Genomic DNA, 24106 nt, shown 5'->3' on the forward strand with positions numbered 1-24106 from the left:
TCGACAGGCGGTTTGATCAGGGCGAGAGTACAAAATGACTAACTAAAGCGCAGTGACCCTTCTGAAGGACAAAAGGGACAGAAAGGACATGGCAGTTGTTATGCCGGTGTTTGTTCGTCAAGCCTGTGGTCTGTTCTTTTAACGCGAAGGGCGGAGGAATGACCGCGAATCAGAATCGAGCGGGATGCCTGCGGTTGATTGCCAAATGGCTGCATCCATTGCGTGCCATGGTATGGAGTTATTTAAGCTGCTGGAGCTTGAGGTTGTCGAGGAAGAAGGCGGTTTTGGTGGTGCCGAGGGCGCTGAAGAGGAGGTAGCCGGCGTTGGTCCAGGCGGGCTTGCACTTGAGGTCGGGGTAGGAGTGCTGGGTGCCGTCCTGACGGGTGATTTCGAGGGACCATTTGCCGGCGCCGGTGGTGGCGGTGATGGAGACGCGGAACCATTCGCCGGCGGGGATTTTGATGAGCTGGACTTTGCCGTCGGTGCTGGCGGCGAGCTGGTCTTTCTGCCAGCGGAGGTAGGGGCCGTTGCCGAAGTCGAGGTTTTTGCCGCGGATCTCGAAGAACCAATCAGCGCCGGGCTGGGCCATGACATCGAACTCGGCGTGGAAGGTGCCGGTGTCCCAGGTGGTGGGGTAGATGTCGAGGATGGGATCGTAGCTGTGTTTGAGGTCTGGAGTGTCCTGGACTTTGAGAGCGCGCTTGGAGCCAGGTGTGAACGGAGAAGCGGTTTCGTCGGTGACGGCGATGGATTCGCCTTTGTTTTCGTGGGTGTATTTGGCACCGCGAATGCCGAGGGTGCCGAGGCCGGCGTGTTCGAAGTCTTGATTGATTTGGTAATTGGGTGCGGGCCAGGGTTTGGCGTCGGTGTCCCAGGTGGGATACTCGTGGCCTTGGGCGGCGAGGGTGCGCCATGCGGGGTCGGTTTTACGGACGCCTGCGAGGGTGAGGTCCCAGGGCTTGAAGCCGATTTTTTCGGCGGGGGAGTTGGGCCGGAGGCGGAAGTCGCGTACGGCGAGGTTTTCGAAGAGGGGATCGGCAAAGAGGCTGTCTTTGTCGCGGCCCATCTTGCGCCATTCGTCCCAGGTGAAGTGGGTCTTGGTGAGGGTGGCGGGGATTTTGCCGTCGGTGGGCCAGTAGAGGTTTTTGCGGAAGACGAGGCTGTCTTTGGGATCGCCGCGTTCGGGTTTGTCGAAGAACTTCCAGTTCCATTCGCCGCCGTCGAGGAGGGGGGAGGCGGGGTCCCAGACGACGATGTTGTTCATGTAGCGGAAGCGGAGGCGGGCTTCGTTGCGGGAGGCCTGGATCTGCGCGGTGTGGCCGAAGGCGAAGATGTTGTTTCGGACGGTGTTAAAGTAGCCGTAGTGCTGGTGGAAGCCTGCGTTCCAAGTGTCGTGGACGAGGTTGTTTTCCATGAGGGTGTCGGCACTGCCTTCGTCATTGTAGAGGCCCCAGCCGCCGTAGCGGTGGCTGGCGACGTGGTGGACGTGATTGCCACGAATGATGGTGCCTGGGGAGGTGCCGAGGCCGTAGTAGCCGCCCATGTCGCTGAGGTAGGCCCAGCCGAGGTGGTGGATGTGATTGTTTTCGACGGTGGTCTCGCGGGAGGCGGTGTCGCCGTAGCCCCAGTTCCATCCGGCGCTGATGCCGGTGTAGTAGAAGTCTGCGATGTCGCAGTGGGTGACGGTGCAGTGCTGGGTGTGGGTGAAGACGACGCCGCAGGCGCTGGGGTGGAGGCGGCCGCCATGCTGGATGATGCAGTCTGAGATGGTGATGTGATGATTGACTCGCTCTTCGGTGGGGCGTGCGATTTCGCCGACATAGACGCCGCCACCGCCGAGGTCGTGGAGGTGGCAGTGGGTGACGGTGGAGTCTGAGCAGCCGTTTTTAAACCAGAGGGCGTGGAGGCCGGTGTGGGAGATGTCGCAGTTTGTGAAATGGATGGCGCTGGAGTCTTCGATTTCGATGCTGCCGTCGCTGGTGGTGGCGGCCTGGCCGTCGTGCAGGCCGTCTGCTGGATAGTGGTAGTTGCTGCTCTGAAAGGAGATGCCTTCGAAGGACACATCGTGTGCGCCTTTCATGGTGATGAATTTTTCCACGACGGGGGCGGTGACGGTGGCCTTGGTCATGTCTTCGCCGGGGAGGGGCATGTAGAGGACTTCGCCTTTGGCTTGATCGAGGAACCATTCGCCAGGGGCATCGAGTGCGGCGCGGAAGTTTTCGACCCACCAGCGCTGGTCGGGCTCGAATTCGACGAAGGGGTAGCGGGAGCGGCCTTTGATGCGGACGGCGAGGACTTCGTCGTTGAGTTCCTTGATGCGGCACTGGCCGACGGCCCAGGCGTGGGTGACGGTGAGGAGGACGTGGTCGCGCTCGGGCTGCGGGATGGATTTGAGGACGTCGTACTGCTCTTTGGCGATGGAGAAGGCGTGGAAGTTCATGTTCTCCCTGAGGTCTGGGAACACGCCTGCGCCGACGGCTTCGGTGATGTGGTAGTAGCCTTTGTTGGGCGAGCGGGCGAGGGTGGCGCGGCGGCCGTTGATCCAGAGCTGCTCGAAGGTCCAGGCTTTGTCGGGAAGAGAGGCTTTCCACAGGCCGCCTTCGGCTTTCTGCCAGCCGGTGATGGGTTTGCCGGCGGTGAAGGTGGCGTCTTTGCCGGACCAGGTGACTTTGGAGTCTTCTTTGCCGAGAGTGAGGGTTTCGGTAAGGGGGTAGGTGCCGGGGGCTACGACGATGCGTGCGGGCTTGGCGGCGGCGCGGGCGGCGTCACGAGCGGCCTGAGGGGTGGAGATGGGGCCCGAGGGAGAGAGCTGGATGTCTGCAGCGAGGGAGAGAGTGGCTGCAGAAAAGAGAAGGGCGAGGGCGCGGAAGAACATGGGGACTTCTTCGCGCCGGGGGGCGGGGAGGGCAAGAAAACGGTGTGATTGTAAACTGGGAACTGAAAACTGAAAATTGGCAACTGGCCGGAGTCACTCAGTGGAGCATCTGGCGGACGGTGGTGGCGACGGGATGGATCCAGGCGATTTCTTCGCGGCTCAGTGTGACAGGGGGATAGAGGGGATTGAGACTGGAGAGGACGATGGAATGGCCGTGGTCTGCTGTGCTGTAGATGCGGAAGAGGATGTCTCCGCCGAGGCTGTCGCTGAGGCGTGCGACGACACGGTTGCCGGTGTGAGGGAGGCTGTTGGGATAGAGGATGGCGAGTTCGCCATCGTGGTGCTGGGGGAGCATGGCATCTCCTGCTAGGCGGAGGGCGAAAGCATCGGGATCTGTCACGCTGAAAGCGAAGTGCTCGGCGGCAGCGAAGACGGCCTGGGCAGGCGAGGCCAGTTCACGTGCGGCAGGGATGGTGAGCACGGGGAGGAGGGAGATGCGCGGGGTCGCGGGTGCGGGAGCCGCAGGAATCGAGAAGGCTGGAGTTTGGGCCGTAACGGGGGCGGGTGCTGCCTGGGGTGGTGTGTTGTTAGCACTGACGGTTTCTTGTTCTGAGGCAGCGGCGGCGGCGACGGCTGATTCGTTTTGAATCTCGGCTTCGAGTTTTTCGATCAGCTTGATGACGGGCAGGGAGGCATGGGCCCCATTTTCGATTTTGGTCACGTACTGGCGGGAAACGCCGAGGCGCTGGGCGAGTTTTGGACGGGTGACACCCATTTTTTCACGGAGGGCGGCGACACGCAGGGCGAAGGTGTTTTTTGTGCGGATGACGTGCTTTTCGACGGGGCTGACTGCGGGCGTGGGTGCAGGTGTTGGCTCCGGCTGCACCAAGCGGTCGAGAGCTTCGATGGCTGCGGGTGGGAGACCTGCCATTTCGGTGGGTGCAGATGTGGTGTCAGGCTGGGGCATGTGCATGGCGAGCTGTTTGAGATTGGCGGCAGCCTCGAGTTTTTCGATCAATTGGAACACGGGTCTGGAAGGAGCCTGGCGGCCTTTCTCCAAGACGGTGACGTAACTGCGACCCACGCCGAGCCAGTGGGCGAGTTCGGGCTTTGAGACGCGCAGCTTTTGGCGTAGTGAAAGGCAGCGGGCAGGGAAACCGACAAGCTTTTCTTCAGAGACTGGGGAGTGTGGCATAAAAGAAGGGGGTGAGGATGGTATGCGACCTGTTGTGTTTTCAAAGAAGCTGAGAGGAACGAATTCGTGGCATAAAAGGAGGAGGTGAGGACGGTGTGCGACTGACATGCCGGGGGGGATTTGGCACGATGAATTCCCTATGCATAATCTGCGCCAAAAATGTGCCGGGTATCTGCGCCGAAGGGAAAAGAGATAAAAGTATCAGACCCAGGCACATTGGACCGTCGATTTTCATGCCGAGTCTCTTTTTGTGCAGGGGCAAAGGGGCGGCGGTTTGGCAAGAGCGGCTGCGAAGCTCTGCTGGAGATGGGCAAACCGAGCAATGGTGATTTTACTCGCTGTCAGGGCGCGTATCGGTAACAGTCTGCCGCCTTTTTCATGTCCCAGGAACCCTCAGCCCAGCATCAACCCCCGTTTGACGTCCCAAGCGTCGAGGAGATGGCCGCATTGCTGCCGCAGTATGCGTTTGAAAAGCTTGCGGCCTTTGGTGGGATGGGGGCTGTTTACCGTGGGCGGCAGGTGAGCCTGGACCGGCTGGTGGCGATCAAGATTTTGCCGCCGGAATTTGGCCGGCAGGAGGACTTTGCGGATCGGTTTAAATCCGAGGCGCGTGCGATGGCAAAGCTAAACCACACGCACATCGTGGGGGTGTATGACTTTGGGATCACCCAGGAAGGGCACCTGTACCTGGTGATGGAATGGGTGGAGGGGCAGACGCTGCACACGCTGATACATCAAGGCAGCATTCCGGTGCGGAAAGCGGCGAACCTGGCAATGCAGCTGTGTGATGCGCTGGCCTTTGCGCATCATCACAAAATCCTTCATCGCGACATCAAGCCGGGGAACATCATGATCAGCGAGGATGATCAGGTGAAGGTGGCGGACTTTGGACTGGCAAGGCCGATCACGGGTGAAGCGGAGGAAAACCCCTTCGGCACGCCGGATTACGTGGCGCCGGAAATTTTGGGCAAGGGTGCGGTGGACCAGCGGGCGGATATTTTTGCGGCCGGTGTGGTGCTGTACGAAATGCTGACGGGGCGCGTGCCGCAGCAGCCCCGGCGTTCGGTGATGGAGTTTGCGCCGCTGTCTCCGAAGTGGGATGAGCTGATTGACAGGGCGACGCATGCAGATCCCACGAAGCGCTTTCAGGATGTGGGCGAATTTCGTGCGCATATTGCGATGCTGGTCAACCAGGCTGCGCAGCCGGTGAAGGTGGTGGCGCTGGCGGAGGATGAGCCCAGGAGCAAAGCTGCGCTGAAGCCGCTGCATCTGGGATTGATCGGGGCTGCGGTAATCGTCATCGGCATCGTGGGCGGGATGATGTTCAGGAGTGAAGGGGGGCCGGAGACGCCTGTGGCAAAGGACTCAGCGGCCTCTGTTTCCAAGGCTGATGAAACTGAGCAGCATCCTGAAATTAAGAAAGTGAAGGAGCCCGCCGACAAGGTGGAGCCGGTGGTGGTGGCGCCCGCTGTGGAACCGGAAATGAAAGCGCCAGAACCTGCGCCCAAGGTCGAAAAGAAGATCGCGGTGGAGCCTGTGCCAGCTCCGACGCCCACGCCCGTGCCTGCGGCGATGCCAGTTATTGTGCCGGTGCCGGAAACTCCGCAGGAGCTGATGCAGCAGCTGGAAAAACGTGATGCGGAGCTGGCGCTGATGATCACTGATTTCGCGGCCCAATGGCTGGCCAACACGGAGACAGGCACGGATTCTGAAATGCAGAGCCTGGCTGACAAATACATCCCGGCGCTGCAACGTGGTCTGACCGGCCTGATGCCGCAGCAGCGGGATTTTGTGCTGAGTGAAATCTCCCACATTGCGAATCATGAGCCGCTGGAGGAGCCGGACCAGCTCTGGCCGGAAGTGCTCAAGACGCTGCGCAAAGCGTATGTGGCGCAGCGCGAGGCGATTCAAGGACGTGCAGACATGGCCGTGCAGAAAATGCGTGCAGAACAGTGCGAACTTGTTTTGCAGAAGGCCCGTGAACGAAGAGCCGCAGGCAAGGAGGAGGCGGCGAAACGTGCGGAAGTCGTGGCTGCGGAACTGGCGAAGCTGAAGACGGCGCCGTCGCTGAGTGCCTTGAGACAAAACGCGGCTGGCGCGACGGGTGTGGGCACTGCGCCGCCGACGGCTGCCGAGCCGGTGCGTTGAGCTGCCATTATAGGACGGAACCGTTAAGATTATTTCCTCGCGGCGGAAGTGGTAGAAGGTTATGAATCAACCATGTCCGAAGAATCCACCCCCAGCGAGCTGCCTTCGTTTGATGTCCCGAGTCTGGAGGCAATGAACGCCTATCTGCCGCAGTTCCAGTTTGAAATGCTGGCTGCCTGCGGCGGAATGGGGGCGGTGTACAAGGCGTATCAGGAGAGCCTGGACCGGCGGGTGGCGGTGAAAATTTTGCCGCCGGAGTTTGGGGCTGAAAAGGAATTCAACGATCGTTTTAAGATCGAGGCGCGTGCGATGGCGAAGCTGAACCACACGAACATCGTGGGTGTGTATGACTTTGGCATCACGGCGGGAGGGCACCTGTATCTGGTGATGGAATGGATCGAGGGGAAGTCCCTGCACGATCTCATTCACAAGGGCGGGCTATCTCTGCGGAAGGCGACGAACCTGGCGATGCAGCTGTGCGAGGCACTGACGTTTGCGCATGAGCATCAGATCATTCATCGCGACATCAAGCCGGGCAACATCATGGTCAATGGTGCCGACCATGTGAAGGTGGCGGACTTTGGACTGGCGCGACCAGTCTCCGACGAAGCGGAGCAGGAGAACCCTTTTGGTACGCCGGATTATGCCGCACCGGAGATTCGCGGCGGCAGCGTGGTGGACCACCGGGTGGACATTTATGCCGCAGGGGTGGTGCTCTATGAGATGCTGACCGGCACGATTCCGGGGGAGCCGCGGCGCTCGGTCACGGAGTTTGCGAAAATCTCGACGAGGTGGGACAGCATCATCGCCAAGGCCATCGACCCCGATCCGGAGAAGCGGTATCAGGATGCGGGAGAGCTGCGTGCGCACATCAATGTGGCGATGAAGCAGTCAGCGGCGCCTGGAGAGGTGCCAGGCGATGTCATGGCCATCGATCTAGGCATCGGCATGGGGACTGCCCCGAGAGTGGGAATGGGAGCGGGCTTGGGTGCAGGGTTGCGGCTGGGGGCGGGCCCGGGTGCGAGTGCTCCGGCGGCATCTGCTGCGCCGGCACCTGCAGTGCGTGCACCGGGACCGAGTGTGCCGCGCGCACCGGGTGTACGAGCGCCAGGCGTGCCGGCGGTGGTGGAGAAAAAGAGAGCTGCTCCGCCACCCAAGCCGGCGGTTCGAATGACGTCGCAGCAGCAACAGCTCATGCTGGTCATCGGGGTGGTGGCTGTGGTGGTCGTTGGGTTTTTGGCGTTGATCTTCTGGCCGTCTTCCAAGGGAGCGTCACGCAGCTCGTCTGCGAGCGCCGGAGCGACGCCGGATGAAATTCATGAGGTGATGCAAAACCTGGAGCAGCATGATGCCGAGCTGGCGAGGCTGGTGAACTCGTTTGCCCAAGACTGGGCGGCCACGGGCGCGGATAAAAGCCCCACCTCGCCCGTGGCCGAAAAACTGCGCAAGGCGCACAATGCTGCGGTGCAGGCCAAGGCCAAGGAGCGCCTGGAGGCGGCAAGGCGTGCGGAGATTGTGGCTGCGGAGATGGAGAAGCTGACCGGGGCGCCGTCATTGAAGGCGCTGAAGCAGGCGGCGGAGAGGTAGGGGGGGTATCGAGGCAGGTTTTCCTCCTGGCGAATCATTGGGCGGATGCCTTCAAGGGAGTGGCTGACTCCGGCGAGGTGCAGGCAAGAGTGCCTGCATCACTTATGAAAAAGCCGCCACCCGTTTCCGGGCGGCGGCGTGGTTTAGACCGGGGGCTTATTCGCCTTTGCAGCAGTCTTTGCCGCAGGCTTTGCCTTTTGCTTTGCAGCAGGCGGCGCAGTTGTCCTTGCAGCACTTTTCACAGGCCTTGCCGGCGGCAAGGGCGGTGCTGGAGAGGGCGGCGACGGAGGCTGCGGCGATGAGGGTGAGGATGGTTTTCATAGTGTTGGATGTGTTTGTGTTGTTTTGTTTGAATTGCCCGCCTGGAGGATTCCGGCGTGCGGCGCGGGCATGCGCGTGCCGGGTGTGCCATCGAGTGGCGTTGAACTGGCGGTGAGGCCAGACGGCCGGGCAGGCTGTCTGGGGTGCGGCGAATGAGATGGCCGCGGAGAAATGAGATCACTGCTGCCCGGAGCGTCTGGCTTCCAGACGCGGGGTGCGTGGCTTCAAATCAAGAGGGCGCAATGCCGCGAATAGAGCGGCACGGTGCGCAAGGGCGGCCCGTGGTCGTGACGGGGCGCATGATTGGCCAAAGCCCCGGAGGTGAGGCTGAGAGGGGATAGGGCGTGCCAGACGGGTTCAGCCAGCAGCTTCAAGGCAGGGGCCGGGGCGTTGACGAAGGCGGAGGCGACATCGCGCGCGGTTTCGTGCTTGGCGCAGGGGCAGTTTGGCTCCTGGGAATGCTCAGATGCCGAGTGCTGCTTTTTGGCGCAGCAGCTGGCGATCTCTTCCTGCTGGGGAGCGGTGATGCAGCACCAGCACATCGGGAGACCGATGCAGAGGGTGAGGATCAGGGCTGTGAGGCGGGAGAGCATGAGGTGTCAGATGCTAGTACGTGAGATTTTATTCAATGGTTGCAAGCAATGAGTGTGCCGATGCTGCGCGCGGGGTTCGGCAGCAGCTTTGGGGTGCAAAAAAAACGCCGCGCGGTTTCCCGGGCGGCGTTTTTGGCTTGATGATTTCTGACTGCGCTTTTAGCGGAAGCTTTTGGCGAAGTCGTCGGAGGTGGCTTTGGCGACGACCTTGGTTTTTTGGAAGGTGGATTGCTCGCCCTTCTCGATGAGGATGCGCTCGTAGTCGGCGGAGGACATGGGGAGCTCGATGGTTTTGTCCTGCCAGGTGGAGAGGAGGATGGCGTTGGCGAGTTCGACGCTGCGGATGCCTTCGGCGGCGGGGGAGAGGAGTTTCTCGCCTTTCAGGATGGCATTGGTGAAGTTTTGCAGGATCTCGATGTGCTGGCCGCCGGTCTGATCCACATGGATGTCCATGTGCCAGCTTTCGGGCATGGCGAAGGCGGCTTCGGCTTCCATGCAGAATTTGCTCATCTGCTGGCGGTTGCGCTGGAAGTGGATGCGGGTGCCGTCGGTGACGGTGAGGCGGCCCTGCTCGGCGGAGATTTCGAGCTTGTTGATGCCGGGGGCTTCACCGGTGCTGGTGACGAAGGTGGCGGTGGTGCCGTTGTCGTACTGCATGATGGCGGTGACATCGTCCTCGACTTCGATCTCGTGGAAGCGGCCGAACTGGCAGAAGCCGCGCACTTTTTGAGGCATGCCGAAGAGCCACTGGAAGAGGTCGAGATTGTGCGGGCACTGGTTCATGAGGACGCCGCCGCCTTCGCCTTTCCAGGTGCCGCGCCAGCCGCCGGTGGCGTAGTAGTAATTGGTGCGGAACCAGTTGGTCACTTCCCAATGCACGCGGCGGACGGCACCGAGTTCGCCGCTGTCGATGAGGTCTTTGACCTTCTTGAAGCAGGCGTTGGTGCGCATGTTGAACATGGCGGCGAAGATCTTGTTCTTGTCCGTGTGCGCAGCGATGAGGCGCTCGCAGTCGGCCTTGTGGACGGAGATGGGCTTTTCCACGAGCACATTCAGACCGGCCTTGAGGGCCTCGATGCCGATGGTGGTGTGGCTGAAGTGGGGGGTGCAGATGAGGATGGCGTCGATGTGACCGCTGCGGATCATGAGGTTGACGTCGGTGAAGGCTTTTTCACCTTCAATGAGGTTCGGCAGGGTGCCGACGCTCTCGCACAAGGCGGTGACGCGCAGGCCGGGGATTTTGCCTGCGCGAATGTTTGCAAGGTGTGCCTTGCCCATGTTTCCAAGCCCAACGATGCCGAGTCTGACGGTTTCCATGGTCCGAAACTAGCGGGGCGGGCGGGACGGTCAAGCGACTCAACAGTTGCGCTTTGCCCCCCGTGCCTGCATTTTACATGCATGCGACCGACCTGCCGTCTCCGAGATCAGCTCATCCTCGTCATGGGATGTGTGGCGGCGCTGCTCAGCACCACTCTCATGGCAGACGACCTTCGCATCGGCATCATCGGGCTCGACACCTCGCATTCAGAGCAGTTCACGCTGCGCCTGAACGACCCCGCGAATCCGAACCATATTCCCGGTGCGCGGGTGGTGGTGGCCTATCCGGGGGGGAGTCCCGACATTGAGGAAAGCAAGACGCGCATCGAGGGCTTCACGGCGACCGTGCGTGACAAGTTTGGCGTGCGCATCGTGGGCAGTGTGGCGGAGGCCTGCAAAGATGTGGACGCGGTGCTGCTGCTGAGCCTGGAAGGACGCCCGCGGCTGGAGCAGATGAGGCAGATCATTGCGGCAGGCAAGCCGGTCTTCATGGACAAGCCGGTGGCGGCTTCCCTGAAGGATGCAGTGGAAATCTACAAGCTGGCCGCAGCGGCGCAGGTGCCGGTGTTTAGCGCGTCTGCGGTGCGCTGGTACCCCGGGGTGCTGGAGGTGGCGAATGCGGAACCGACGCCGGCGCGCAGTGTGATCTCGTATGGTCCGGCGCATGTGCTGCCGCACCACCCGGACTTGTTTTTCTATGGGATTCACCCGACGGAGGCGCTTTTTACGGTGATGGGGTCCGGGTGCCTTTCCGTGACCCGCACGACCACGACGTCTGAATCCATCGTCACAGGGCTGTGGTCCGGGGGGCGAACCGGGACGCTGCAGGCGATCCATGAAGGGGCGATGGCGTACAAGCTGATCCGGTTTGGGGACAAGCAGATCACCGAGCAGAAGTCGGATGGCGACTACACGCCGATGCTGCGTGAGATCGTCAAATTTTTCCAGACGAAGCAGGCGCCTGTGGCACCGAAGCAGACGCTGGAAATTTACGCCTTCATGGCGGCGGCGGAGGAGTGCAAGCACCGGGACGGCGGGCGTGTCTCGCTGCGTGATGTGATGGTCAAAGCGGGTGCGCCCGAGGCGTGGCTGCCTGAGGATGGGAAAGCCAAGCCGGAGGCTCCGAAATCGGTGCCGAAGGGGCTGCCGAAGCCGGGGGCTTCGTAGGCGGAGCTGGATGCTGGATAGGATGGCGTGGGTGCATGAACAGGTCCTATGGGACCCATGCGACGGATGGGGCTGACAAGGGGGCACTCAACGCGAATGGCCGCGAATATCCGCGAATTTTTTGGAATGGTGCCGGGCAGGGGATGCTTTGAGATTCTCTGCGTGCTCGTGAACCGGCCTACTCTGCGTTTTGGACTTGCTCGCGGATTTTTTCGAGCTCGGTTTTGGCGGTGACGACGTGGTGGGCGATCTCGGCGTTGTTGCACTTGGAGCCCATGGTGTTGAACTCACGGAAGAATTCCTGCAGGAGGAAATCGAGGCTGCGTCCGGCGGGGGTGTCGCTGGCCAGATAGGCGCGGAACTGCTGCACATGGCTGGCGGCGCGGGTGAGTTCTTCGGAGATGTCCGTGCGGTCTGCGAACAGGGCGATTTCTTTGACAAGGCGTTCGTCGTCCAGCGGGAGGGGCAGGCCGGCGTCTTCGAGTCGCTGACGGAGGATTTTGCGTTGATGCTCGGGAACGGTGGCGGCTTTGGCGCGGATGGATTGCAGGAGGGACTCGATGACGGCGAGGCGTGACTCGATGTCGCTGCGGAGGCTGGCACCTTCGGTGGCGCGCATGGTGTTCAATTGCTTCAGGGCGGCAGCCAGCGCTTCCTGCAGGGAGGGCCAGGCGTCTTCGGTGGCGATTTCTGTCTGAGCCTGGGTGATGACGCCGGGCAGGCGGGTGATGTCGGTCAGTGTGATGTCCAGAGGAATGTCCAGTTTCAAGGCCAGGGCGTGCATGGCGTGGTAATAATGCGCCGCGAGTTCCTGATCGACCCGGACGGCTTCGGTGCCTGAGGTGCCGGTTTCCCGGCGGACGGCCACATTGACGCGCCCACGGGAAACGACTGCGGAGACCTCGGTGCGGACGGCGTTTTCCAGCTCGGAGAGCTCACGGGGGAGATTCACCGCGACTTCGAGCTGCTTGCGGTTCACGGAGCTGCATTCGACGCTCCACGTCACGCCCGGACGCTGTGCTTCGCCCCGGCCAAATCCTGTCATGCTTTTCATAGCTATCAGATGGAACGATATTTGACATTGGTAAAGCTTTGGATGTGGCGACTGCACATTCGCCGCGATTCCGATTTGCATCGTCCCGGGTACTCCCTAGTCTCGCCCTCCCTATGGCAAAAGCGGCTCTCGGCAAAGGACTCGGCGCACTCATTTCGGCATCTTCATCGGTGTCGGGAGTGTCGCGCCTGCCTGCACTGGCTCAGCCTGCCCCCGGAGATGTGGTCAATCGTGTGACGCTGGACCAGATCGTCCCGAGCCCGCTGCAGCCGCGCAAAGAATTCCAGCCGGAGATGCTGACGGAGCTGATGGAGTCCATCCGCGAGCACGGCATCATCCAGCCGCTGATCGTGCGCCGGGTGAACGGGAAGCTGGAGCTGATCGCCGGTGAGCGGCGTTTCCGCGCCTCCCGCGAACTGGGCCTCAAAGAAGTTCCCGTCATTGTCCGCGAAGCCAGCGACAAGGACGTGCTGGAGATGGCGCTGATCGAAAACCTGCAGCGCGAGGGGTTGAACCCGATCGAGGAGGCGCAGGCCTACTCGCGACTGGCAAAAGATTTCCAGATGCGGCAGGAGGACATCGCGCAGCGCGTGGGCAAGAACCGTGCGACGGTGGCCAACACGATGAGACTGCTGGAGCTGCCGGAGAGCATTCGCGACATGCTGGTGGCGACGAAGATTTCAACGGGCCATGCCAAGGTGTTGCTGATGCTGAAGCAGCATGACGCGCAGGAGCGTCTGGCGCAGCAGATCGTGGCCAAGAGCCTGACGGTTCGCGCCACGGAAAAAGCGGTTGATGCCATCCTGCATCCGCCGCCGCCACCCCAGCCGAAGCCTACGGAGACGGACCTGATCCGTGCGATTGAGGCTGTGGAGCAGAAGCTGATCCAGCACCTGACGACGAACGTGAGCATTCATCACGCCGAGAAGAAGGGACGCATTGAGATCGACTACTACGGTGTGGAAGATCTGAACCGCATCCTGAGTGTGATCGGAGTCAAAGAAGAGGCCTTCGCGGAAGACTAACGGGCGCTGAGCGCCAATGACGAAATCCGTATGACGAATGACGAAACAAGCATGCGTTTGAAGCCGATGGCGTCTTGTATTCGCCATGTGGCATGCCTTGCTTTGACGCTGCTGCTGCTGGGCTGCCAGGGCGAGGCCAAGACAGACTCCGCTGACGTACGCGAGTTTCTCACGCATTACTTTTCCACCTGGTCTGCCAAGGACATGGATGGTTACGGGGCCTGCTTTCATGAGCAGGCGCGCATCGTCTTCGTGCATCAGGGCGTGCCGCAGAGCCAGGGGCTGACGGACTTTCTGCATGGCCAGAAACTCAGCCATGCCACCACCACGGTGCCGATGACCGAGGTGCCCACGGACATGAAAATTCTCCGCGATGAGCGCACCGCCCAGGCCAGCGTGCGGTGGAAGCTCACGAAGGGAGCCGACATCACGCTTGGCACCGATTGTTTCACGCTGATCAAAACCTCCACCGGGTGGAAGATCATAAGCCTGGTTTTTTACAACGACTGACCGCGACAAACGCATGTCCCACACACCTTCCAAATCTACCGCCGCTTCGGCAGAGAATGCAGCCGCCACACGCGGCACGCGCCTTTTTCTGGGGATTTCCTGCTTCCTGGCCGGAGCGGCCATGATGGTCATTGAAATCTGTGCCTACCGCCTGCTGGCACCGTTCTTCGGCAACAGCGTGTATACCTGGACCGCGCTGATCGGGGTGATCCTGATCGCGTTCAGTGCGGGCGGTTATCTCGGGGGACATCTGGCAGACCGCAAGATGGCGCTGGATCTTCTCGGCTGGCTGCTGGCGGGATCTGCAGTGCTGACCTTTTTCATCCCGGCGCTGCACACGGTCTTTGCTCTCGGGATGAGCGCGCAGGGTCTCATAGCCGGGCCGGTGATGATTTCGCTGCTGCTGTTTGCGATTCCTGGAATTTTGCTCGGTGCGGTCTCGCCGGCTGCGGTGCGCTTTTACAGTCTGACGCTGAAGGACACTCACGTGGGTGCGGCGGCGGGGACGATCAGCATGCTTGGCTCTCTGGGCAGTTTTGTGGGCACCTTTCTTTCCGGCTTTTTCCTGCTTTCCACCTTCGGAGTGCGCAGCATCTTTTTCGGCACGGCGGCGCTGCTGCTGGTGCTGGCGATTGCCGCATTCGTGCTGGCCAAAAACACCCTGAAGCAGCAGGCTCCGGTGATTTTGAGCGGCCTGTTTGCCTTTGGCATGAGCTGGATGACGGCGCCGAAACCCAAGCCGGGGGTGATCTTTGAGCATGAGTCGTTTTATCATCACATCGAAGTCAGCGAGCGAAGCGAGGGCGATGTGAAGCGCCGGATCCTCCAGCTGGATTCGACGATGGAAGGCGGCATGGACGCGAACACCGGCGATCTGATTCTGCCGTATCAGCAGTACTGGAAGCTGGCCCTGCTGCGCGAGCCGGCGAAGGTGGACAGCGCACTGTTTATTGGAGCGGGGGCCTTTGGCATGCCGGAGAATGTGTCGCGTGAATTTCCTGAGGCGGCCGTCGATGTGGTGGAAATTGACCCGCAGGTGATCGAAGTCGGGCGCAAGTTTTTCAAGCTGGACGAGCATCCTCATGTGAAGGCGCATGCGGGTGATGCGCGCCGGTACCTGCTGCAGAATAATGGCAAGAAGTGGGACCTGATTTTTGGTGATGCGTACAACGGCATCCGGCAGATTCCGCCGCATCTCGCGACGCAGGAGTTTTATCAGCAGATCGCGGATCATCTGGAACCGAAGGGGGTCTTCATCATGAACCTGATCGCCTCGATTTCCGGGCCGAAGGCGGAGCTGACTTCGGGCATGATCGCCACGGTGCGGAAAGCCTTTCCCTATGTGGAGGTGTTTGCCGTTGGTTACCGCCGGGATGAAACGCAGAATGTGATCCTCATGGCCTCACGCGAAGATTTGAAGCCGCTGATTGTGGATCGCTATGTGAAGCAAGGCTCCTGGCAGGAACAGCTGATCCGTACGCATGTGCCTGCGGGTACGGTGCCGCGGTCGGCCTATGTTTTTACGGATGATCACAATCCGGTGGATGCGATCATTGCGCGGGGGTTGCTGGAGTAGCAGCGATTTCGCCGTGTGGTGGTGAGGCGGATGCCAGTGTGTTTTTCACGCACTCATAGACGGGCGGGCTGTCGCCACACCCATCCTACGGATAGCGTGCTCACGCTGCTGGAAGCGATGACTACTTTTCCAACGGCTTGGCGGCGGGGGCGAGAGTGGGGGCGACGAAGGCATCGAAGACGAGGACGCCTTTGAGAGAGTCGACGGCGCGTTCGAGCTGCTTGTCGCCGAGATTGGCGAGCTCGAGTGCGGCGGCTTCGCCGGTGCCGTGGGAGGCGCGCCATTTGGCGATGCGCAGTTCTTCGTCTGAAGTGAGCGCGGAGACGATGTTGGGCTCGATGCCGTTTTCGTGAATGGTGCGGTGGCTGGGGGTGTAGTACTTGGCGGTGGTGAGGCGCATGGCGGCGCCGTTTTTCATGGGCAGGATGGTCTGCACGCTGCCTTTGCCGAAGCTGGTGGTGCCGACGATGATGGCGCGCTTGAGGTCCTGCAGGGCGCCGGCGGTGAGCTCTGAGGCGCTGGCGCTGCCCTGATTGATGAGGACGGCGATGGGGTATTTGCGGGGTTCTTTGCCATTACGCGAGGGGGTGCGGAAGGGCGGCGGGTTTTGCGAGGCGACGCGGCCTTCGGTGGTGACGACGACGGTGCCCTCGGGGAGGAACTCGCCGCACACGGCGACGGCGCTGTCCACGAGGCCGCCGGGGTTGTTGCGCAGGTCGAGCACGAAGGCTTTCATGCCCTGCTTTTCGAGTTCATCGAGGGCTTTGCTGAGCTCGCGAGGGGTGGGCTGGTTGTACTGGGAGATGCGAGCGTAGCCGATCTTGTAATCTCCGGCCATCTTGGGCGAGAGCAGCATGGGATCATGCACGGAGGTCTCGGCCAGGGTTTCGTGTTTCACCTTGAACTCGAGGAACTGCTTGGTGCCAGGGCGGCGGACGGTGAGGCTCACTTCATCTCCGGTCTTGCCCTTGAGAAGCTGCATGGCCTCCGCGATGCCGACGGAGTCGGTGAGGACGTCGTTGATGCGGACGAGCTGGTCGCCGGAGAGGATGCCGGCGGCATTGGCGGGGCCGTCTTCGCGGACGGTGATGATGGTGAGGATGCCCTGGCGGAGGGCGATGGTGATGCCGATGCCTTCGGAGGTGTCGCTCTGCTCGCGCTGCATGTCTTCGAAGAGGGACTTGCCCATGTATTCGCAATGGGGGTCGAGCTTGTGGAGCATGCCTTCGAGGGCGCCTTCGACGAGCTCGGCGTAGGTGATCTTGGACTCGTCCACGTAGTTTTGCCGCACCATTTCCATGGCGCGGGTGAGCATCTCCATCTGGGTGTAGGCGTCCTCAGGCGGGGGCTTGGGAAGAGGGGCGGCCGGGGCTTTGGGGTCTGGCTTCGGGGCGGGCTTGGGCTCAGCCGGTGGTTTGACGGCTGGCTTGGGAGCAGCGGGCGCTGGGGTCGTTGCGGGTGCAGCGGGAGTTGTGGCTGGAGCCGGGGACGGAGGGGCCGCTTGAAGGCTCAGGCTGAGGGCCAGAAGGGAGAGAAGTGCGGGGGCGCGACGCATGGGGGCATCCTGCATGATTCCGGGCTTTTGCGACAGGGGAAATTCTGCCAGCATGGCGCTGCATGCAAACAAGCTCCCAACCCCAGATGCTGCAGCCTCCCTATTCCCGCTGGTTCTGTTATTTGCTGCTCGCGGCCATCCTCACTGTTCTGAATCCTTATTTCCACTCAACCGAGGACCGCTTTTATTCGCCCAGCATTGGAACCTACGAGGAAACGCCGTCTGGCATGACTCCGACGACGATGAAGATCCATCTCGATGGTCGGACCTATGGCCAACTGGTGGCCAGTGGATGGACAGAATGGGGGCTCATCATTGTCGGGATTGAAGCCTTCGTATTCATCATCAGACGTCTTCGGAAGTGATGTGATTACTTTAGCGTGATCCCCGCCCAGCAGGCGAACTCCATGTTCCAGCCGTTGGCGTGGGCTCCGAGGCGGAGGGGCGGCGTGAAGAATCAGGCTGAGGGTCAGGGTGGAAGGAGTGCTGGGGCATCCTGCATGATTTCAAGCGGGCGACACCAAAAAGTGGGGGAATCCGGCATGCCGCGGCAAGCATCAGCCTGCGGTCATGATGGCCGCGCGTCGTGACACCCAGCCTGACGCTCGATAGAGCGACCACGATTTGCTGGAGGAGAAGGACAACGAATACGCGACCAGAAGTTCGTCACGGAATTCGAGTCTTACTTCCCAGCTGCCCGATTCATGCCGCTGAGTCTTGCCGAGAAGTGCATGGTGATGAGTGGACTTGTCGAACCGGCCATTGCGGGTGAGCAACTCCAAGGTTTCCCAGCCTTCAAGGTCAGGAATGACAGCCTTGAGGTGAGCGCCGATAACAAGCCTGCTTTTCTCCAATGGCGGCGCAGGCCGGGAACGGTCACCTGGTGGCAGGGTCAGATAACTGACCAACCCGAGGATGGCAAAGGCCACGAAGCTGCCACACGAAGAAAGGCCTATCAGCTGCCAGTCACGATTGGAAGAGGCGGCAATCAAGCTGGCAGCGGTGCCTGCACCGATCAGCAGTGCCCAGATTAGTTCGATTTGTTTTCTCCGGGGCATAACAGCAGAGTCTTGGCTCACTCCACCTCAATCCCAGCCCAGTAGGCGAACTCCATGTTCCAGCCGTTGGCGTGGGATTCGAGGCGGAGGGTGATTTGCTGGCCGGAGTATTTGGAGAGGTCGAGATCGAGGGTTTTCCAGCGGGGCTTTTCGTGGTCCACGGTGAGCTCTTTGACGACTTGGCCATTGATGAGGGCTTTGGCGGTCCAGTCGCCGCGATCGTCGGCGGCGACGGTGGCGGTGAGCTTGGTTTTGCCGGGTTCGACTTTGAAAGTGCGCTCGAAGCTGGCGGGTGTTTTCTTGTCAGGGAAGGGGTGGATGAGGAGGACGTTCTTTTTGCCGTAGTATTCGCTGAGTTTCATAGGCGTGCGCTCGAAGTCGGGGGCGCTGACGGTCCATGCGGGGTTCCAGAGATTGACGCTTTCCCAGTCGATGGCGCGGGAGCTGTTTTTGGGTTTGGAGGGGACGGTCTCTTCGACGCCTTTGATGAGGAGGTCTTTTTTCTCCTTGGTGAGCGGGCCTTCTTCCGGCGGGGCGAGGACGTACCAGATGAGGTCGCGGAAGGCGGTGTCTGGGAGATTGCCGAAGCCCATGGGCATGAGGCTCTGCTTGGTGTTGGTGAGCGTGGCGACCTGATCGCGTGGGACGATCTGGGAGGCGCCGCCGGCACCGAGGAGTTTGACGTGAGCGGGGGTGTCCTCGACGACGCGACCGGCGAGGGTGCGGCCGTCCTTGGTGGAGACCGTAAAGTTTTCGTAGCCGTTGCCGATGATCTGATTGGGGTCGATGACGTTGGCGAGGATGGCGTCGAGATTGCTGCGGCCGCTGCCGATGAGATCGGGGCCGACTTTCTGGCCACCGCCGTGGAACTCGTGGCAGACCATGCAGGTGGAGGTGAAGATGAGCTTGCCATTGGCGAGGTCGGGCTCGCCGGTGAGGCAGGCTTGTTTCTTTTTCGCGATGAGGACTTTGACGTCGTCGGAAGAGTCCTGCCAGGCGCCGAGGACTTTGGCGGCATGATTGCGAGTGGCGGTGTCCTGGCTGGTGGCGAGGGCGCGGCGCACGGGGGCGGGGAAGCCGGTGGCGCTGACTTTGCCTGCACCGATGGCGTCGAGCAGGGCGTGCATCCAGGGGGTGCGGGAGCAGAGGGCCTCGACGGCGGCATTGTAGAGGAGGCCACGTGTTTGAGGGGCGGAGGGCAAGCCGGAGGCTTGCGCTACGGCGATCAGCGGGGCGATGAAGTCATCGGTGCCGAAGTCTGCGGCGGCGCGGATGGCGGCGACGGAGAGGGCGGGAGAGGTGTTCTCGGTGAGCAGGAGCAGCAGCGCTTTTTTGACGATATCTGACTTCACCTTGGCGATGGACTGGAGCAGGGCGACGCGCTCTTTTTCGGGCTTGGTGGTGTCGCGCAGGGCGGTGATGGTTTCCTGCAGGGCGGCTTCATCGCCCCAGAGGACGGCGAGGGTCTGGGCGTGTTTGCGGACGTCGGTGTCAGAATGTGAACGCCAGCTGGCGAAACGCGCGCCGATACTCGGATCATCCTTTTTTGTGATGGGGGAGGAATCGACAATCCCGCGCAGGGCCTGCTTCAAGAGCGCGGGGGTTTGTTCGATCAGGCCAACGAGCTGCAAAGCATATTGGGTTCCTGACATGCCGCCTTCTCTCATTTCGCACAAACGGCGGGCCGCCTTGTAGGCAATTTGATCTGAGAACGGGCGACCTTGTTCGAGCATTTCGGCGAGCCTCTCCAAGCACCGGGATTTCTTTCCGTCAGTTGCATAAGCCTCCCAACTGCCAATCACCTCGACCATCAATGCCTCGAAGCCGGTCCAGAAAAGGAGGCGTGTGTTGTCCGATGTATCATCTTTGCAGGCTTTGATCAGAGCCAGGTAGGTGTCGAAAATTTCCTTCTCCGGAAAAATGGCGGCGAGTCTTTTCGGGCCAGTCAAAGAAGTGGCGGCATGCTGGCGAAGGGCAACTGCCACGGCGAGTCGGGTGCTTGGATCTGAATTTGCAAGGATGAGGCGAATGCGTGCCAGAACGTCAGCGCCCGATTCGCTGGTAGTAAAAATAGCTTCTGCGGGGGCGTCCGCTGGAATATCAAGCCTGGATGAAAAGCTGTTCCTTGTGCTGAATAATCCATGCTGGCCGCCGCCCGTTAACAAATTGCCTGTTTTTTGTCCAGGACGCAGAGCGTCTGCCATAAGGTGGATAAGCCAGGCTCGAGCCGTTTGGGTGCCGGAATCAACGATCTTGCCAGCCTCCTTGCTACTGAACAACAGACCCCATGAGCTTGCCAGGCTGTGGAGCAGCCAGAGAGATTCCATCTGCTCCAATGAATCGCCAGTGGTTGCCTTTTTCCAAAGCTGCAGCCCCAGACTCTTCGAGGAGTTCTGATCGAGGGAGGGGGCGTTTTCCACGAGCATCCTGCGCGCCATGCGGCGCATCCAGTTGTTGGGATGCTCCAGGGTTTGGACGAGATCGGGGGTGGCGAGTTTTTTGAGGTCGAGATCAGCGGTGTCGCGGGTGGTTTTGGATTTTGAGTCGGTGGTGACGACGCGCCAGATGCGGCCGCGTTCGCGGTCCACGCCTTCGGGGTTGGCTTTGGCGTTTTGGTAGCAGGGGTATTTGTCGCACCAGTCCATGATCCAGAGGAAGCCGTCGGGGCCGGTCTGGGTGCTGACGGGGCGGAACCAGCCGTTGTTGGCGCGGAGGAAGTCGCGGCGGGGCTCGCATTTGAAGGTGGCGCCGACGGGAGTGAGGACTTCTTCGTGGATGGCGTTGTCGTGGATGTTGCCGATGAAGGCGTGGCCATGGGTGTCGGCGGGATAGCGGCCGCCCTGGTAGATCTGGATGCCGGCGTAGGCGGCGCGGAAGTGCTTGTGCTTGACGATGCTTGGGAGGAGTTCGTAGGCGTAGGGGTTCTCGGGCGCGCCGCCCTGGCGGGTGTAGATGCCGCCGGGGGCCATGTGGAAGAAGTGATCGATGACGCAGGCGCTGACGAAGAAGTTGCCGGCGGCGTCGTAGTCGCAGCCCCAGGGGTTGCTGGTGCCGTCGGCGAAGACTTCGAATTCCCAGGAGGGGGCGGGGGTGTTTGCGGAGTTTTCTTTGCGGGCAGGAGTGCCCACATCACTGCCGGAATTGCGGGCAGGAGTGCCCGCATCACTGGCCGGACTGCGGGCGGGATTGCCCGCGCTACTTGGGCGGGCGCGGCCGATGCCGGCGTCGAATTTGAAGCCTTCTTTTTCGGGCTGGCCGGGGCGGCGGACTTTGCTGTTGGTGAAGACGCCGTGGGTCATGTAGAGCCAGCCGTCGGGGCCCCAGGTGAAGCTGTTGACGAGCTCGTGGGTGTCTTCGCGGCCGAAGCCGGTGAGGACGACGCGCCAGGCGTCGGGTTTGTCGTCGCCGTCGTCATCGCGGAAGTGGATGAGGTGGGGCTGCTGGCCGACGTAGATGCCGCTGTCTCCGCAGATGATGGCGCTGGCGAGATTGAGGCCTTCGACGAAAACGGTGCGCTTGTCGGCGGTGCCGTCATTGTCGGTGTCTTCGAGGATGATGACGCGGTCGCGGGGGATTTTATCGCCCAGCTTGGGCATGGGGTGGTATTGGTCGTCCTTGGCTTCGCCGCCGAAGGGGCGCTGGTTTTCAGGGAGGGGCGTGCCTTCGGGGTATTCGTAGGCTTCGACGACCCAGAGGCGGCCGCGGTGGTCCCAGGTCATGGCGACGGGGTTTTGCACCATGGGTTCATGGGCGAAGCAGCGGACTTCGTAGCCGTCCGGCACGGACATGAGGGCGCGGGCTTCCTCGGGTGTGGGGCAGACGGTGGTGGCGGCGGCGCGCTCGCCTTCGAGTTCTTTGCCGGCGGCGAAGAGGTTGAGGGAGAGGAGGCAGAGCGAGAGGGAGAGCAGCGAGCGCATGGTGGGGGCTTGGTTGTAGCAGAAGCTACGGAGAGAGGGCAAGGGGGATGTCGGACGAGAGGGGGGAATGACGAATGACGAATGACGAATGACGAATGACGAATGACGAATGACGAATGACGAATGACGAATGACGAATGACGAATGACGAATTAGGGGGCGGTGGGGACGTGCGGTTTTGCCGCAGAGGAGCGGAGAGGCAGAGGGGGCAGAGTTTTTTTAACCACGGAATACACTGAATACACGGAACCAGAATGGGCGGGGGCTGATGAGAGAGCGGGAAACTGCGAGACTGATTTGACCGGGTGAAATCTGGCCTGTTAATGGCGGGGAATCTTGTTATCCCTTTTCCAATGGCCTCTGAAAACACTCCGACTCGCAAAACTCCTGAACAACTTCGATCCTGGCGCTGGTATGGCCGTGATGAACTGCGCTCGTTTGGGCATCGCTCGCGGGCGAAGCAGGCGGGGTGGGGGAGCGAGGATATTGTGGGGAAGCCGGTGATCGGGATTCTGAACACGTGGAGTGATCTGAACTCCTGTCACATGCACCTGCGACTGACGGCGGATGCGGTGAAGCGTGGTATTCTGCAAGCGGGTGGACATCCGATGGAGATTCCGGTGATGTCGGCGGGGGAGATGCTGACGAAGCCGACGGCGATGTTTCACCGCAACTTTTTGGCGATGGAGACGGAGGAGATGCTGCGGGCGAATCCGATCGACGGAGCGGTTTTGCTGGGCGGATGTGACAAGTCCACGCCGGGGCTGCTGATGGGTGCCTTTAGCATGGACATCCCGGTGATCTACATGCCCTGCGGGCCGATGATCAAGGGCAACTGGCGTGGCGACACACTGGGCAGCGGCAGCGATGTGTGGAAGTATTGGGATGAAAAGCGTGCCGGAAACCTGAGCTGGGAGCAGTGGTGTGAGATCGAAGACGGGATCGCGCGTAGTCCGGGGCATTGCATGACGATGGGGACGGCGAGCACGCTGACGGCGCTGGCGGAGACGCTGGGGCTTTGCATTCCGGGGGCGTCATCGATTCCTGCTGTGGACAGCGCGCATACGCGGATCGCGGCGGCGGCGGGTCGGCAGATCGTGGAGAACGTGTGGCTGGATCGGAAGCCATCAGGCATCGTGAGCGAGCGTTCTTTTGAAAATGCCATCGCGGTGGACATGGCGCTGGGTGGCAGCACGAATGCGATCGTGCATCTGGTGGCGATGGCCGGACGTCTGGGCATCAAGCTGCCGCTGGAGAAGTTTGACGAGATCAGCCGTAAGATTCCGCTGCTGGCGAACATGCGGCCTGCGGGCAAGTATTTGATGGAGGAATTCTTCCTGGCGGGTGGTCTGCGTGCGCTGCTGAACGGCATGCGCGAGCTGCTGCACACGGATGTGCCGACGATCACGGGCAAGACGCTGGGTGAAGACATTGAAGATGCCATCATTCACAATGAGGATGTGATCCGCACGCCGGCGAATGCGCTGCAGCCAGATGGCGGCACGGCAATCCTGCGCGGCAATCTGTGCCCCGATGGCGCGGTGATCAAGCATGCGGCCGCGACGAAGGAGCTGTGCACGCACACCGGGCCTGCGCTGGTGTTTGACAGCTATGCCGAGCTCAAAAAGAACATCGATGACATGGATCTGGATGTGACGAAGGACAGTGTCTTGATTCTGCGCAATGCGGGGCCTGTGGGTGCGCCGGGCATGCCGGAGTGGGGGCAGCTGCCGATTCCGAAGAAGCTGATCATGCAGGGCATCCGTGACATGGTGCGCCTGAGCGACTGCCGCATGAGCGGCACGAGCTACGGGGCGTGCGTGCTGCACATCGCACCGGAGAGTGCGGTGGGTGGTCCGCTGGCGCTGGTGAAGACGGGAGACTTGATCGAGCTGGATGTGCCGAACCGTAAGCTGCACCTGCACGTGAGCGATGAGGAACTGGAAAAGCGCCGTGCTGACTGGAAGCCTGCGCCTGTGCGGTATCACCGTGGCTACGCCAAGCTGTATGTGGAGCATGTGACGCAGGCAGATCAGGGGGCGGATTTTGACTTCCTGCAGCATGGGCCAGCGGTGCCGGAGCCGGACATCTTTTAGAAGTGGGCAGGGCGTTTTCGGGCTGGATTCACGCGCTGATGATTGGGCGGGGCAGCATTGTTCAAATATGCTTGAAGCTGCTTTGCATTGAGGCACAAAAAAACCTCCCGGC

17 protein-coding genes are annotated in these 24106 nt (G+C 61.2%); 8 read left to right on the forward strand and 9 right to left on the reverse strand.

From position 1 onward, the window contains the following. Positions 1–238 precede the first annotated feature (238 nt). Together ACILSL_RS01565 and ACILSL_RS01570 are read right to left on the reverse strand one after the other, a co-directional pair. Positions 239–2875 (reverse strand): right-handed parallel beta-helix repeat-containing protein, encoded by a 2637-nt coding sequence (locus ACILSL_RS01565; RefSeq protein WP_395730234.1) that lies wholly within the window; start codon positions 2873–2875, stop codon positions 239–241. Positions 2876–2972: 97 nt separating this feature from the next. Next, entirely contained in the window at positions 2973–4070 is a 1098-nt protein-coding gene (locus tag ACILSL_RS01570) for a helix-turn-helix domain-containing protein (protein WP_395730235.1), read from the reverse strand. A gap of 378 nt (positions 4071–4448) precedes the next feature. On the opposite strand from ACILSL_RS01570, the gene ACILSL_RS01575 reads away from it, so the two are divergent. Both ACILSL_RS01575 and ACILSL_RS01580 read left to right on the forward strand, forming a co-directional pair. Next, entirely contained in the window at positions 4449–6218 is a 1770-nt protein-coding gene (locus ACILSL_RS01575) for a serine/threonine-protein kinase (RefSeq protein ID WP_395730236.1), read from the forward strand. Positions 6219–6290: 72 nt separating this feature from the next. After that, on the forward strand, positions 6291–7805 hold the full coding sequence (locus ACILSL_RS01580) for a serine/threonine-protein kinase (RefSeq protein WP_395730237.1): 1515 nt from the start codon (positions 6291–6293) through the stop codon (positions 7803–7805). 156 nt (positions 7806–7961) lie between these two features. On the opposite strand, the gene ACILSL_RS01585 is transcribed toward ACILSL_RS01580, so the two are convergent. The 3 genes from ACILSL_RS01585 to ACILSL_RS01595 all read right to left on the reverse strand — a co-directional run bounded on the left by ACILSL_RS01585 (position 7962) and on the right by ACILSL_RS01595 (position 10036). Then, positions 7962–8126, reverse strand: a complete 165-nt coding sequence (locus tag ACILSL_RS01585) for a hypothetical protein (protein ID WP_395730238.1) — start codon at positions 8124–8126, stop codon at positions 7962–7964. Positions 8127–8350: 224 nt separating this feature from the next. Next, on the reverse strand, positions 8351–8719 hold the full coding sequence (locus ACILSL_RS01590) for a hypothetical protein (RefSeq protein ID WP_395730239.1): 369 nt from the start codon (positions 8717–8719) through the stop codon (positions 8351–8353). A gap of 159 nt (positions 8720–8878) precedes the next feature. Then, positions 8879–10036: a Gfo/Idh/MocA family protein gene (locus tag ACILSL_RS01595; protein ID WP_395730240.1), complete on the reverse strand. Its 1158-nt coding sequence runs from the start codon at positions 10034–10036 to the stop codon at positions 8879–8881. Positions 10037–10117: 81 nt separating this feature from the next. Here ACILSL_RS01595 and ACILSL_RS01600 point away from each other — a divergent pair, with 81 nt between their 5' ends. Further along, entirely contained in the window at positions 10118–11203 is a 1086-nt protein-coding gene (locus ACILSL_RS01600) for a Gfo/Idh/MocA family protein (protein ID WP_395730241.1), read from the forward strand. Between the two features lie 178 nt (positions 11204–11381). Here the strand turns inward: ACILSL_RS01600 and ACILSL_RS01605 are convergent, their stop codons facing one another. Beyond that, a complete protein-coding gene (locus tag ACILSL_RS01605) occupies positions 11382–12257 on the reverse strand; it encodes a YicC/YloC family endoribonuclease (RefSeq protein WP_395730242.1) in 876 nt (291 codons plus the stop codon). 113 nt (positions 12258–12370) lie between these two features. Here ACILSL_RS01605 and ACILSL_RS01610 point away from each other — a divergent pair, with 113 nt between their 5' ends. From ACILSL_RS01610 to ACILSL_RS01620, 3 genes are read left to right on the forward strand one after another with little or no spacing between them, the layout of a single operon-like run. Further along, the gene (locus ACILSL_RS01610) at positions 12371–13282 is read left to right on the forward strand and encodes a ParB/RepB/Spo0J family partition protein (protein WP_395730243.1); all 912 of its coding nucleotides are present in this window, start codon (positions 12371–12373) and stop codon (positions 13280–13282) included. 30 nt (positions 13283–13312) lie between these two features. Beyond that, entirely contained in the window at positions 13313–13792 is a 480-nt protein-coding gene (locus ACILSL_RS01615; RefSeq protein WP_395730244.1) for a nuclear transport factor 2 family protein, read from the forward strand. 13 nt (positions 13793–13805) lie between these two features. Beyond that, positions 13806–15368 carry a fused MFS/spermidine synthase gene (locus ACILSL_RS01620; RefSeq protein ID WP_395730245.1) on the forward strand — a complete coding sequence of 521 codons (1563 nt, stop codon included), beginning with the start codon at positions 13806–13808 and terminating at the stop codon, positions 15366–15368. 121 nt (positions 15369–15489) lie between these two features. Here ACILSL_RS01620 and ACILSL_RS01625 read toward each other — a convergent pair whose 3' ends face one another. After that, a complete protein-coding gene (locus ACILSL_RS01625) occupies positions 15490–16923 on the reverse strand; it encodes a S41 family peptidase (RefSeq protein WP_395730246.1) in 1434 nt (477 codons plus the stop codon). Between the two features lie 62 nt (positions 16924–16985). Between ACILSL_RS01625 and ACILSL_RS01630 the strand changes: the two genes are divergently transcribed. Continuing rightward, the gene (locus ACILSL_RS01630; protein ID WP_395730247.1) at positions 16986–17288 is read left to right on the forward strand and encodes a hypothetical protein; all 303 of its coding nucleotides are present in this window, start codon (positions 16986–16988) and stop codon (positions 17286–17288) included. 192 nt (positions 17289–17480) lie between these two features. Here the strand turns inward: ACILSL_RS01630 and ACILSL_RS01635 are convergent, their stop codons facing one another. Next, a complete protein-coding gene (locus ACILSL_RS01635; RefSeq protein WP_395730248.1) occupies positions 17481–18002 on the reverse strand; it encodes a hypothetical protein in 522 nt (173 codons plus the stop codon). After that, a complete protein-coding gene (locus ACILSL_RS01640) occupies positions 17999–21940 on the reverse strand; it encodes a PVC-type heme-binding CxxCH protein (protein ID WP_395730249.1) in 3942 nt (1313 codons plus the stop codon). Before ACILSL_RS01640 ends, ACILSL_RS01635 begins: the two co-directional genes overlap by 4 nt. 311 nt (positions 21941–22251) lie before the next feature. Between ACILSL_RS01640 and araD the strand changes: the two genes are divergently transcribed. Beyond that, positions 22252–23994: an L-arabinonate dehydratase gene (gene araD, locus ACILSL_RS01645; RefSeq protein ID WP_395730250.1), complete on the forward strand. Its 1743-nt coding sequence runs from the start codon at positions 22252–22254 to the stop codon at positions 23992–23994. Positions 23995–24106 lie beyond the last annotated feature (112 nt).

Origin of the sequence: Prosthecobacter sp. (genome assembly GCF_044222345.1) — a bacterium.
Taxonomy (GTDB): Bacteria; Verrucomicrobiota; Verrucomicrobiia; order Verrucomicrobiales; family Verrucomicrobiaceae; genus Prosthecobacter.

Bases quoted from the DNA above. Each gene is read 5' to 3' on its own strand.
- ACILSL_RS01565 (WP_395730234.1), bottom strand. From the start codon at position 2,875: ATGTTCTTCCGCGCCCTCGCCCTTCTCTTTTCTGCAGCCACTCTCTCC.
- ACILSL_RS01570 (WP_395730235.1), bottom strand. From the start codon at position 4,070: ATGCCACACTCCCCAGTCTCTGAAGAAAAGCTTGTCGGTTTCCCTGCC.
- ACILSL_RS01575 (WP_395730236.1), top strand. From the start codon at position 4,449: ATGTCCCAGGAACCCTCAGCCCAGCATCAACCCCCGTTTGACGTCCCA.
- ACILSL_RS01580 (WP_395730237.1), top strand. From the start codon at position 6,291: ATGTCCGAAGAATCCACCCCCAGCGAGCTGCCTTCGTTTGATGTCCCG.
- ACILSL_RS01585 (WP_395730238.1), bottom strand. From the start codon at position 8,126: ATGAAAACCATCCTCACCCTCATCGCCGCAGCCTCCGTCGCCGCCCTC.
- ACILSL_RS01590 (WP_395730239.1), bottom strand. From the start codon at position 8,719: ATGCTCTCCCGCCTCACAGCCCTGATCCTCACCCTCTGCATCGGTCTC.
- ACILSL_RS01595 (WP_395730240.1), bottom strand. From the start codon at position 10,036: ATGGAAACCGTCAGACTCGGCATCGTTGGGCTTGGAAACATGGGCAAG.
- ACILSL_RS01600 (WP_395730241.1), top strand. From the start codon at position 10,118: ATGCGACCGACCTGCCGTCTCCGAGATCAGCTCATCCTCGTCATGGGA.
- ACILSL_RS01605 (WP_395730242.1), bottom strand. From the start codon at position 12,257: ATGAAAAGCATGACAGGATTTGGCCGGGGCGAAGCACAGCGTCCGGGC.
- ACILSL_RS01610 (WP_395730243.1), top strand. From the start codon at position 12,371: ATGGCAAAAGCGGCTCTCGGCAAAGGACTCGGCGCACTCATTTCGGCA.
- ACILSL_RS01615 (WP_395730244.1), top strand. From the start codon at position 13,313: ATGACGAATGACGAAACAAGCATGCGTTTGAAGCCGATGGCGTCTTGT.
- ACILSL_RS01620 (WP_395730245.1), top strand. From the start codon at position 13,806: ATGTCCCACACACCTTCCAAATCTACCGCCGCTTCGGCAGAGAATGCA.
- ACILSL_RS01625 (WP_395730246.1), bottom strand. From the start codon at position 16,923: ATGCGTCGCGCCCCCGCACTTCTCTCCCTTCTGGCCCTCAGCCTGAGC.
- ACILSL_RS01630 (WP_395730247.1), top strand. From the start codon at position 16,986: ATGCAAACAAGCTCCCAACCCCAGATGCTGCAGCCTCCCTATTCCCGC.
- araD (WP_395730250.1), top strand. From the start codon at position 22,252: ATGGCCTCTGAAAACACTCCGACTCGCAAAACTCCTGAACAACTTCGA.